General features: G+C 43.3%; 10 protein-coding genes. All 10 read left to right on the top strand.

Annotated elements, in window-relative coordinates; translation table 11 throughout:
- Positions 1-107 precede the first annotated feature (107 nt).
- Positions 108-440, top strand: coding sequence for a hypothetical protein (locus CLI64_RS08555; protein ID WP_103136820.1), 333 nt, complete (start codon positions 108-110; stop codon positions 438-440).
- Positions 441-569: 129 nt separating this feature from the next.
- Positions 570-920 (top strand): YtxH domain-containing protein, encoded by a 351-nt coding sequence (locus CLI64_RS08550; RefSeq protein ID WP_103136819.1) that lies wholly within the window; start codon positions 570-572, stop codon positions 918-920.
- Between the two features lie 136 nt (positions 921-1,056).
- Complete coding sequence (locus tag CLI64_RS08545; RefSeq protein WP_103140642.1) at positions 1,057-1,596, top strand: DUF948 domain-containing protein; 540 nt, start codon at positions 1,057-1,059, stop codon at positions 1,594-1,596.
- 306 nt (positions 1,597-1,902) lie between these two features.
- Positions 1,903-2,712: a TPM domain-containing protein gene (locus CLI64_RS08535; RefSeq protein ID WP_103136817.1), complete on the top strand. Its 810-nt coding sequence runs from the start codon at positions 1,903-1,905 to the stop codon at positions 2,710-2,712.
- 218 nt (positions 2,713-2,930) lie between these two features.
- On the top strand, positions 2,931-3,560 hold the full coding sequence (locus CLI64_RS08525) for a precorrin-8X methylmutase (protein WP_103140641.1): 630 nt from the start codon (positions 2,931-2,933) through the stop codon (positions 3,558-3,560).
- Between the two features lie 72 nt (positions 3,561-3,632).
- Positions 3,633-4,283, top strand: coding sequence for a hypothetical protein (locus tag CLI64_RS08520; protein WP_103136815.1), 651 nt, complete (start codon positions 3,633-3,635; stop codon positions 4,281-4,283).
- A 160-nt stretch (positions 4,284-4,443) separates the two neighbouring features.
- On the top strand, positions 4,444-7,248 hold the full coding sequence (locus CLI64_RS08515; protein WP_103136814.1) for a CHAT domain-containing protein: 2,805 nt from the start codon (positions 4,444-4,446) through the stop codon (positions 7,246-7,248).
- Between the two features lie 200 nt (positions 7,249-7,448).
- Positions 7,449-8,417 (top strand): DUF1822 family protein, encoded by a 969-nt coding sequence (locus CLI64_RS08510; RefSeq protein WP_103136813.1) that lies wholly within the window; start codon positions 7,449-7,451, stop codon positions 8,415-8,417.
- Positions 8,418-8,541: 124 nt separating this feature from the next.
- Positions 8,542-10,866 carry a CHASE2 domain-containing protein gene (locus tag CLI64_RS08505; protein ID WP_103136812.1) on the top strand — a complete coding sequence of 775 codons (2,325 nt, stop codon included), beginning with the start codon at positions 8,542-8,544 and terminating at the stop codon, positions 10,864-10,866.
- A 169-nt stretch (positions 10,867-11,035) separates the two neighbouring features.
- Complete coding sequence (locus tag CLI64_RS08500) at positions 11,036-11,803, top strand: DUF928 domain-containing protein (protein ID WP_103136811.1); 768 nt, start codon at positions 11,036-11,038, stop codon at positions 11,801-11,803.
- Positions 11,804-11,853: the final 50 nt, after the last annotated feature.

The following is an 11,853-nucleotide window of genomic DNA, read 5'->3' as shown; positions in this document are numbered from 1 at the left end:
CTACTCTCCCTTACTCTCCCCCGCCTCCTCTGGAAAAGCTATGATCACAATCAAGCCAAGTCAAGCAAACATCATACATTTTTACCGGAAATTAGAGCAGGTCAATAATGGTAATAATAGTTGTCATAATTAATACATTTATTTCCATCATGCTACTCTACGTAGCTTGGCAATTGTGGCAATTAAAACAGAAAATAGCTTTTATAGGCGATCGCCTCACGGAATACGAACGCTGTAGCTATGCTTTACTATATAAAGCACCAGAACTAATTTATTCAGGGCAGAACAGCATTCAGCAATTAAGAAAAAGCAATCAATCTCTAAGGATGCAGACTCAACAACTAAAACAAATTATCAGCATCCTTTTACTAGGCAGGCAAACTTGGCTGCGCTATTTTCGTAGAATAGATTCTATCCCTAAAAAATCAAATTCTCACTAACTCAGCCCAGAATCAAAACAACAGTTCTAGCTGATACATTTTCACAATTAATTAACTAGATTAAACCATTTAGGTTTCGCCAGGGAAGCAAACACACCTAAAATGGGTGAAAGGAGAAAAACACTTAAGATGTCTAATAACCGTTCTGGAGTATTTATTGGTGGTTTGATGCTAGGGGCTACTATTGGTGCTTTAGCAGGATTGTTAGTAGCTCCCCGCACCGGACGCGAAACTCGTAAACTTTTGAAAAAATCTGCTGATGCAATTCCTGAATTGGCAGAGGATTTATCAACAAGTGTACAAATTCAAGCAGATCGCCTTTCTGCCAACGCTTTGCGAAATTGGGACGAAACACTAGAAAGACTGCGGGAGTCCATAGCAGCCGGCTTGGATGCTAGTCAGCGTGAAAGCCAAATCTTAAAACGTCAGCAAGCTTCCCCAGACTCCGACTCTCTTCCCCAAGAATTAGAACGCTCATAAATTATGCAATTGCGTACACATTACCTATAGTCAGTAGATGAATGTGTTCTAACCTCGAATCTTAGTTAGGGTAGAGCATTTAAATTGTGTGGCTGACTTCTCATAGAGTATTTTTAACTTTGAATTTTTGATTATCGTGGCTCATCCCCTATTTTGGTTGGGACTTTCTATTCTTCTAGTAGCCATCAGCCTGACGGCTGTTTTAGTGGCAGCAATACCTGCTTTGCAAGAATTAGCAAGAGCAGCCCGCAGTGCCGAAAAATTATTTGATATGCTATCGCGGGAACTACCCCCCACCTTAGAAGCCATTCGGGCGACAGGGATGGAAATCACAGATTTAACTGATGATGTGAGTGAAGGCGTAAAAAGTGCCAGTCAAGTCGTTAAACAAGTTGACCAAAGCCTAGATACTGCCAAAAGACAAGCCCAAAATCTCCAATTAGGTACACGTAGTATTTTGGTTGGTGTCAAGACAGCTTGGAAAACCTTCACACGCCAAAAAAACACCAAACGCACAGTCGAACGCCTATCAATCACCGAGCAATCTACCCTCACACTCAGAGGAGAAACACTCAAGCCAGAAAATCGCCGCACCAAAGCAGAAGCCTACCGCGTTCATGAGAACTATAACGGTGTTTCTTATCATCAGGATGATTTTGAGGAAGAGGAATATTAGGGATTGGGGACTCGGATATAGGAGGTAGAGGGCAGGGTGCAGGGAGAAGTGGGGAAATTTTTCTCCCCCTTGCCCTTTGGGTTCGCAGTCGCTCATGGGGGAAACCCCCAAGACCGCGCTGTCTCACCCCCTGCTCCCTGCTCCAATTCCTCTTGTATGCCCCATTCCCTATTCCCCATTAAAGATATTTTGCTTTCCTACCTAAGATTAGAGTAAAGTAAACAAGTGTAACAATCTATCACTTTTCTCATACTCTTTTAAAGCAACTTGTTCACTTCTACTGTTGATATTTGTATAAAAAAGTCCATGCAGTCTTGTTTTTGGCGAAAAATTTTAGTATCTATTACTGTATTTTTCTTGGCTGGGTCTCTTTGGGTGAGCAATTCTTCTTCAGCCTTGGCTTATGACAACCCAGAATTGTTACCTAACTATTTCACACCAGTTGTGGATTTAGCTAAATCGCTTCCTGATCCCCAAGAAGAAAAGCTGGTTAAGGAAATTGAGGAATTTGAGGCTGATACTGGCTGGAAATTGCGTGTATTAACTCAATATGACCGCACACCTGGTAGAGCAGTCATCAATTACTGGGGTTTGGATGATAAAAGCATTCTGTTAGTTGCTGACTCCCGTGGTGGAAACATCCTCAGTTTTAGTGTGGGTGATGCGGTGTATGAACTTTTACCCCGTACTTTCTGGATAGAATTGCAAACCCGCTTTGGTAACTTATATTTTGTGCGGGAACAAGGAGAAGACCAAGCGATTTTACAGGCGTTAGATTCTGTAAAAGGCTGTTTACTCAAGGGTGGTTGTACAGTTGTACCTGGATTACCTAGAGAACAGTGGATTTTAACCTTAGTAACTTCGGTAATTGGTGGGATTATTTGCGGATTTGCGGCTCAACCCCGCACAGAAGGACAAGTTTTTGCTTGGCAGTGGGCATTAATTTTCTCTCCTTTGTGGGGAATTTTGTTTATCGCCTTCGGTATCGGCCCTGTAGTCACACGTACTAGTGATTGGTTGCCTCTAGTGAGAAACATCTCCGGTTTTCTGATTGGGGCGTTGGTAGCTTTCTTATCACCTGTTTTCAGTCGTCCATCTGTTGAAAGTCAGGAATAGGAAATAGGGCATCGGGCAAGCAGGAAGTGTGGGAGGTGTGGGAGGTGTGGGAAGAAATCTTTCCCCCCTCTCTCCCCACACTTCCCCATCTTCCCAATCCCCAATCCCCAGTCCCCAGTCCCCAGTCCCTATTCCCCAGTCCCTATTCCCCATTCCCTATTCCCCATTCCCTTCCCTAGCTGATAAGCTGAAGGCTAGTCTCTCAGAAGTCAATGGCAATGGAATGGCACGTAACTGATGCTCAAAGTTTAGCAATCATCGATAGTGAAATTGGTGATCATGTTTTCTCTCCCGCAGAATATGAGATTGTGCGGCGGGTGATTTACGCTACGGCTGACTTTGAGTATAAGTCTTTAATTAGATTTTCGGAACGTGCTTTGCAGGCTGGAGCAGCAGCATTGGCTGCACGTACTACTATTGTGGTAGATGTGCCGATGGTGCAAACAGGTATTACTTACGAAATCCAAAATACCTTTGCTAATCCAGTTTATTGCAGCACTGACACTTCAACTCGTCCCCAAACGGCAAAAACTCGCGCTGCTTGGGGGATAGAAACCTTAGCTAAACGTTACCCAGAAGGCATATTTATTGTTGGTCAAGCGCAAACTGCATTGACGACCTTAGTAGATCTAATTGAAGCCGAAGAGATTCACCCGGCTTTGCTAATTGCTACACCTGTGGTGTTTGTTGACGGAGATAACGCTAAAAAGCGTTTGCAAGATTCTTTAGTTCCCAATATTACTATTGATAGTTGTAAAGGTAATACAGTTGTGGCGGCGGCGATCGCCGATGGGCTGATAGACTTAGCATGGCAAGCCTATGGACAGAAGAGATCAGAAATCTTTTGAGTACGACGACTTGTAGTAATAAGATATTCTTGCTGCTTGCAATACACTCTGGCCTTTTGCGATCTAGTGATCATGGTTGAATTTGATGAACAGCTGCGTAACATAGTTTCCCAAGTTTGTGGACACCCTCCTGGAAGTCCCCAACGTCAGAAACTACTAACGCAAATTATTCGCCTCAGTTCCAAAAAACTTTGGCGGGAAAATACTCCCTATTATCAAGATGCACTACAACAAACTTGGTTATATTTCTGTCGTAACATTTGCGAAGGCTTGACTGGGCAGAAGTACGATCCTACCTATGGTAGTGTTGTAACGTGGTTAAATGCTTATTTAAAGCGCAGATTACAGGATTTTTATATCAATCAAAATAAAGAGCAAGCCACAACAGTTCCTTTGCGGGTACGCCAGTCGAAATCAGGTGAAATTGGCGATGTGATTGATCCTGTAGAAAATTTAGCAGCTACCCCAGAAGCACCACCAATTTTAGATGAATTAGAAACTTGGATTAAAACTGACCCCAGTGGAGAATTACGCAGCACACATATTAAAGGTCGTCCCGATGTCAACTGTCAGATTCTCATCCTCAAACGGCTACCCCCCGAAGTGAGTTGGAAAGAATTGTCTGAGGAATTTGGGCTAGCAATTCCCACCTTAAGCAGTTTTTATCAGCGTCAGTGTTTGCCAAAACTACGTAAATTCGCTGAATCAGAAGGACTAATATAATACAAATCATTTAGCTATCTCTTGCTTAAAAGCGACGGGAGAGTCAAACAATTGTTGAAACAATGCTGGGATTGCCGATGCTCATGGCAACATTATTCTAGTTGCTTAAAACTAATCATCGGCTATTCCTGTGGTTGTCATCTGCTGGTTGCCCATATTTATGAATAAACTTTTTCGGGTTTTTGATCGTTATTTCCCATTCAAAAAGCCAAAAATCAAAATCAATCTATTCATTTACTTTCTTGTGGCGTTGATGTTGACAGTCAATTTACCAGTGTTGGCTCTCAATCACACTATTGCTTCCCCATCTTTGGTAAAGTTAGCCAAATCCCAGAATGATTTATTGATAGATCAAGGGAAAACTTTATATGATGCGGGGCGTTTCGCTGAGGCAGTGCAAGTATTACAACAGGCAGCCCAGGCGTATAAGCAACAAGGAGACAGGCTGAAATTAGCTGCTACATTGAGTAACTTGTCCCTAGCTTATCAACAACTTGGTGACTGGCAAGCCGCACAAACAGCAATCAAAAATAGTCTGGAATTACTTCCCGCCGAAAAGAACCAGCAAACTCTGCAAATCCTCGCCCAAACCCTAGATATTCAAGGACGTTTACAATTAGCAACAGGCAAGATAGAGACAGCTTTAGCAACTTGGCAACAAACCGCAGAGATTTATCAAAAAATCAATTACCCCATTGGCGAAGTGCGATCGCAGATTAACCAAGCTCAAGCTTGGCGTAACCAAGGCTTTTATCGGCGTGCAGTACAGATTTTGTTAGCAGTTAACCAAAAATTGCAAGCACAACCAGATTCGAGAGAAAAAGCTGTAGGATTGCGATCGCTGGGTGATGCTCTGATGGTAATTGGTGATTTGACCCAATCGCGTACTGTTTTAGAGCAAAGTTTAACCATTGCCCAACGCCTGCAATTACCTGGAGAAGTGGGAGTAAGTTTATTAAGTTTAGGCAACAACGCACGGGCTGATAGTTCCCGTTCTAAAAGCTTAGGTAACAGCATACGAGCCAAACAGGAAGCCGCCACCGCTATTAACTATTATCAACAAATTGAGCCATCTGCCTCACCCCTCACCCAAATTCAAGCCCGACTCAATCAACTTAGTTTGCTGATAGACACTCAACAACTATCAGAAGCACAAAATCTGCTCACCTCAATTCCCCCCCAACTCAACCAACTCCCCCCCAGTCGTGCAGCCATCTATGCCCAGATTAACTATGCTCAAAGTTTGATGAAATTAGCTAGGGGGCAGAGAAAGGACAGGGGGCAGGTAGAAGAGGAGAGGGGGCAGGGTGTAGAGGGCAGGGGGCAGGGTGTAGAGGGCAGGGGGCAGGGGGATCAATTTAACCCAATCCCCAGTCCCCAATCCCCAGTCCCCAATTCCCAATCCCCAGTCCCCAATCCCCAACAAATGGCCCAATTCTTAGCCAATACCATCCAACAAGCCCGCACTTTGGGAGATAAACAAGCTGAAGCTTATGGGTTGTTAAGCTTGGGAAATTTGTATGAGAACAATCAACAATGGACAGAAGCACAAAATGTCACCCAACAGGGATTAGTTTTGGCACAGAGTAGTAATGCTTCTGATATTAGTTATCGCTTAGAGTGGCAGTTAGGGAGATTGCTGTGGGCGCAAAATAATATTAATGGAGCGATCGCAGCTTATGATGCGGCTGTAGAAACATTAAAATCTCTCAGAAATGACTTAGTAGCTGTTAACCAAGATGTGCAGTTTAACTTTCGCGACAGTGTAGAACCCGTCTATCGCCAATCAGTAGAGTTATTGTTACAGTCTCCGGTGGCAAAGTTAGATGACAAGACTTTAGATAAAGCCCGTCGACGCATTGAAGCTTTGCAATTAGCAGAATTAGATAACTTCTTTCAGGAAGCCTGTCTTCAAGGTGAAAGTGTGCTGATTGATCAAGTCGTAGATCAAGATAACCCCTCCACCGCCATTCTGTATCCCATCATTTTGCCGCAACAATTACAAGTTATTGTCAAAATACCTCATCAACCACTCCAGCATTACAGTGCTAAGGTCTCTCAATCAGAAGTCAACCAAGTTCTCACAGAACTCAGGAAAAATCTGATTAATCCCACCACTACTAACGTTATCAAAACCCAATCGCAACAGGTTTATAACTGGCTACTCCAACCCATAGAAAAGCAATTAGCCGCCAGTGGTGTCAAGACATTGGTGTTTGTCTTAGATGGTGCGTTGCGTAACATACCGATGGCGGTTCTTTACGATGGTAAGCAATATTTAATCGAAAAATATGCGATCGCCCTTAGCGTCGGGTTACAGCTGCTCGACCCCCAACCCCTGCAAAGACAACAACTTAGAGCCTTAACTGCTGGATTAACTCAGCCCCCAGCCGGGTTTCCTAACTTTGCCCCCCTACCCGCCATCAAATCAGAAGTAGACCTAATTGCCAGTGCTGGAGTCTCCACCACCAGTCTTTTAGATCAGCAATTTACCCGTGAAGCCCTAGAAAAAGAGGTAAATACCGTTTCATTTAACGTTGTGCATTTAGCCACTCATGGTCAATTTAGTTCTATTGCCGAAGAAACGTTTATTCTAGCTAACGATGGCCCTATCAAAGTCAAAGAATTTGATAACCTACTCCGCAATCAAGAACAAACCAGGACAAGACCCATAGAACTACTAGTTTTAAGTGCCTGCCAAACTGCCGTAGGCGACAATCGCGCCGCCCTGGGACTAGCAGGAGCAGCAGTCAGAGCCGGCGCACGTAGTACCGTAGCCTCTCTATGGCAAATTGATGATGAATCAACCGCCTTATTTGTCGGTGAATTTTATCGGGAACTCAGAAACAACAAAATTACTAAAGCCGAGGCTTTGCAACTAGCTCAACTCAAACTACTACGCCATCCCAATTACCAAGCACCCAGCTTTTGGTCTGCTTACGTGTTAATCGGCAATTGGTTGTAATTTGGGTATGGGGCAAATAGGGCATTGGGCAGAGGAAATTGATCAAAACTCTTGTTTGTCTGCCCTTAAACCCCTACACCCTTACACCCTTACACCCCTAATTTCACAAAACTATCTACAATTCATTTATTTTCTGGCATAAATTGAGTGACTTTGGATGATACATAAACAGCAGCATTGATCAACTGGGGATTGAACTTATGACTAACAACACCTTCAAGCTAGAGGATTTCGCAATTACGCTGCCGATTTCCCAAGCAGCTCGTATAACTGCCCAACAGTTTGCTAACCAACAGCCTACTTCAGCCAAAGCAGAACAAGTCAGGCTCAATACTTTAGCTGTATGGGTAGTGAATGATTATTTACAAATGATGGATATTCCTACTAACCTCACAGCTAGCGACAGTTGGAACCCCATCATGCAGTTATGTACAGATGTGGCTGATTTGGAGGTGTCTTCAGTTGGTCGTCTGGAATGTCGTCCTGTGCTGGCTTCTAGTCAATTCTGCTCGATTCCCCCTGAAACTTGGGAAGACAGAGTGGGTTATGTGGTGGTACAAGTGGATGATGCGGAAAAAGAAGCACAAATACTTGGTTTTGTCAAGAATGTTTCCACCGAGACCTTAGCTTTAAGTCAACTACAACCAATAGAAACATTAATCGATCGCCTGGCGCAATTGCAAACTTCTCCGGTGGATACCTTGGTTAATCTCAGCCAGTGGTTTGTCGGTCAAATTGAGTCTGGTTGGCAAACAGTAGAATCTTTATTAAATTCCTTAGACGCAAGACCAGCTTTGGCTTTTCGTAGCCCTGTCAGCACACCAGAAGCTACACAAGAACAGGCAGAAAATGTCACCAGAAGAGCAAAACTGATTGATTTGGGCATCAAAATCGATAATCAACCAGTGATGTTGATTGTGGAAATTTCCCCAGCAGATAACCAAAAAACTAGTGTTCGTCTGCAACTCCACGCCACCGGTAATCAAATGTACCTGCCTGCTGGAGTGCAATTGAAGGTATTAGATAATTCTGGGGCAGTATTTTTAGACGCTCAAGCTAGAAGTGCTGATAATTACATTCAGTTACAGTTTCGAGGTGATCTTCAAGAGGAATTTAGTATTCAGGTATCATTGGGTGATATGAGTATTACGGAAAACTTCGTGATCTAGTGCCGAAGGTATAGATTCCTAAGTCAGCAATTTGTTGATTTTGAATTTTGAATTTTGAATTTTGAATTGTTAAGGCGTAAGCCTTGCGGTAGGCTATTTTGAATTTCCCGAAAGGGCTGACATCATGGCTAAGTTAGTGGTGCTGAAATTTAGTGACGGTGGTTTTGAACAAGGTTTTACCGTCACTTTGCAAATAGGGGAAGAACGCGATCGCCCAGCTACGGAAATTACAGGTAAACTACCACCATGTCCTGAAATCACCCTTTACTACACACGTTGGCAGGCTAGCTATCTCCAGTTAGGTAACACTTATCGCTTAGATGCCGATAAAATCCAAGTGACAAATGTGTCTGTGACTGAAGATTGCCACGAACTAGCCCATATTTTACGCGCCCGCTTTAATGCTTGGCTACAGGCGGAAGATTTTCGCTCCCTGCGGGAAAAATGGCTAGAAAAATTAATGCCTTCAGACGAAATCAGAGTCATCCTGCAATCAGAAAATAGTCAATTGCAAAGACTCCCTTGGCACGTCTGGGACTTACTCGAACGCTATCCCAAAGCAGAAATTGCGCTTTCCTCACCTAGTTATGACCGAGTTTATAAACCACCCACTCCCAATTCCCAAGTAAATATTTTAGCGATCGTTGGCAATAGTCAAGGCATCGATACCCAGTCAGATCAAGCTGTTTTACAAACATTGCCCTATGCCGATGTGAGTTTTTTAGTAGAACCACAACGTAAGGAATTGAACGATTATCTATGGGGGAAAAACTGGGATATCTTATTTTTCGCGGGACACAGTTCTAGTCAGGGAAATGGCAATATCGGCAGAATTTACCTAAATAAAACCGATAGTCTCACCATTGGGGAATTTAAATATGCGCTTAAACAAGCTATAGAACGGGGTCTACAACTGGCAATTTTTAACTCCTGTGATGGCTTGGGTTTAGCACGGGAACTGGCTGATTTACACATCCCCCAAATTATTGTGATGCGTGAACCTGTTCCCGACCAAGTGGCGCAGGAGTTCTTAAAGTATTTTCTGCAAAGTTTTGCTAATGGTAAATCTTTATACCAAGCAGTTAGGCACGCACGAGAACGACTACAGGGTTTAGAAGATAGATTTCCCTGTGCCACTTGGCTTCCCGTTATCTGTCAAAATCCTGCCCAGATACCCTTAACTTGGGATGAATTAATTCAGTCCCCCACACAGGAAATACCTTTTACTCCCATTGTTAACAAAAAACGGGGCTGGAAAAAGCTAGCTTTATCTACCTTGGCTGTGACAACCGTAGTTTGTGGTTTGCGGTTGCTGGGAGGATTACAGAATTTTGAACTACAAGCCTTTGACCAAATGATGCGATCGCGTCCAGAGGAGGGGCCAGATCGGCGATTACTAATAGTGACTATTGATGATGAAGACATAGAAAATCAGCGTCGTGATGGCCAAGTGTTGAAAGGGACTTCCATCTCCGACAAATACCTCAACCAGTTACTCACAAAACTCAATCAATACCAACCGAAAGCTATTGGTTTAGATGTCTACCGCGACTTCCCCGCAGAACAATTAAACTTAAAATCACAACTCCAACAAACTGATAATTTAATCGGGGTCTGTAAAGGCAGTGACGCTACAGTCAAGATCAAATCAACTGCACCACCACCAGAAATTCCCAAGGAAAGATTAGGTTTTAGCGACTTCATAGATGATCAAGATCGTGTGGTACGTCGCCATCTTCTATTCATGACCCAAGAAACTACTTCTCTATGTTCTACTCCCTACGCTTTTAGTACCCAACTAGCATTTCTCTATCTCTCAGCCTCTGGCATTCAACCAAAATTTACATCTGACCCTTCCCCTTCTTTGCAATTAGGAAAAACAGTTTTGCGCCGTCTTTCATCTCGCACTGGCGGTTATCAAGGCATTGATGCCAACGGTGGTCAAATATTACTCAACTACCGCGCTTCTAAGCAAATCGCAGAACAAGTAACACTTACCCAATTGTTATCTAATCCGATTAATCCCAACGCCATCAAAGACCGGATTGTTTTGATTGGTGTCGTCACTAGGGGAGATATCGCTGACTATTGGGGTACCCCCTATGGCAGCCTGGTCAATGAACCAATGCCTGGAGTGATGGTACAAGCCCATATGGTTAGCCAAATTATCAGCGCGGTTTTAGATGGTCGTCCCCTATTGTCAGCTTTGCCGCCTTGGTTAGAAGTAATTTGGATTTGGGGTTGGGCTGTGACTGGAGGTGTATTAGCTTGGCAATGGCGTGTATTACCTAAGTTAGCCTTAGCAGTTGGCATTAGTTCCGGTATTTTATACGCTGTTTGCCTAACTCTATTGATTGCTGGTGTTTGGCTTCCCTTTGTCCCGTCAGCTATTTCATTAGTAGCAACAGTCACTGTAGTATCAATTCAAAATTCTAAGTACACTAAATAGTTTGTAGTTAGGACTTTAGTCCTTATCCCATTTCGGATTTTGAAATAATTTACTAGTGAGCTTTTTAGCTTCCCGTAGGGTATACGTTAATTTTACTCTCACCAGAAACACACCGAATCCCCGCAAAGTCACTAGTATCAGTAACTTGAGTTAATTAACATAAAAATCTATGAAAATACTGCTTTCATTACTTCTAGGCTACATTAGTTTTCTGGCTGGTCAAAGTTTAGTACAAGCTAAACCAGTACCAGCGAACACCACCGCCAACCAGCCCAAGAAAGTCAGCTTCAACCCACCTCAACCCCCCGCAGGTGAACCTGCGCCTGGGGGTCGTGTCCGTGGAGGGGCGAGACGAGGTTTGTGTCCTTCAGTAAAACCACCACTTACAGCTTTAGCTCCTTATACAGAAGGCCCTCCCACGGTGATGAATGTCTGGGGATTAACCACAGAAGCCCATCCCACACTGATGTTTTATGTACCTTACTCTCGACCTGCCACTTATCCTACAGAATTCGTCTTGCAAGATCAGCAATCAAATACAATTTATCAAAAAGCGATCGCTCTCCCGGAAAAACCAGGAATTATCAGCATCTCTGTACCCGATAACATTACCTTGGAAGTTAACAAACGATATCGTTGGTTTTTGACTGTAGACTGTGACCCCCAAAAAGAGTCATCCCCGACTTATGTAGAAGGTGTGATGAAACGAGTCACTCTCGATACAAAAGTTACCCAAAAATTAGCAACAGCCACACCTTTGCAACGTTTTGAGATATATCTTCAAAATGGTATTTGGCATGAGGCATTAAAAACCATATCGCAATTACGTCAAGAAAACCCTAAAGACCTAGTGATTGCCGAAAAATGGCAAAGTTTGCTTGCTAGTGTGCGCTTAGATGACATTGCATCTCAATCTTTACGTCCCAATCAACCTTAATTTGGGGATATATCACAGAGCTATATATCAATAAGGAGAAGTTCGTAGTA

It is taken from the genome of Nostoc sp. CENA543 (genome assembly GCF_002896875.1).
GTDB lineage: Bacteria > Cyanobacteriota > Cyanobacteriia > Cyanobacteriales > Nostocaceae > Trichormus.
The sequence above is the reverse complement of the archived record's forward strand: the minus strand, read 5'-3'. Positions and strand labels throughout refer to the sequence as shown.

Coding starts and splice junctions, on each gene's coding strand:
- CLI64_RS08555 (WP_103136820.1), top strand. CDS start 108: ATGGTAATAATAGTTGTCATAATTAATACATTTATTTCCATCATGCTA.
- CLI64_RS08550 (WP_103136819.1), top strand. CDS start 570: ATGTCTAATAACCGTTCTGGAGTATTTATTGGTGGTTTGATGCTAGGG.
- CLI64_RS08535 (WP_103136817.1), top strand. CDS start 1,903: ATGCAGTCTTGTTTTTGGCGAAAAATTTTAGTATCTATTACTGTATTT.
- CLI64_RS08525 (WP_103140641.1), top strand. CDS start 2,931: ATGGAATGGCACGTAACTGATGCTCAAAGTTTAGCAATCATCGATAGT.
- CLI64_RS08520 (WP_103136815.1), top strand. CDS start 3,633: ATGGTTGAATTTGATGAACAGCTGCGTAACATAGTTTCCCAAGTTTGT.
- CLI64_RS08515 (WP_103136814.1), top strand. CDS start 4,444: ATGAATAAACTTTTTCGGGTTTTTGATCGTTATTTCCCATTCAAAAAG.
- CLI64_RS08510 (WP_103136813.1), top strand. CDS start 7,449: ATGACTAACAACACCTTCAAGCTAGAGGATTTCGCAATTACGCTGCCG.
- CLI64_RS08505 (WP_103136812.1), top strand. CDS start 8,542: ATGGCTAAGTTAGTGGTGCTGAAATTTAGTGACGGTGGTTTTGAACAA.
- CLI64_RS08500 (WP_103136811.1), top strand. CDS start 11,036: ATGAAAATACTGCTTTCATTACTTCTAGGCTACATTAGTTTTCTGGCT.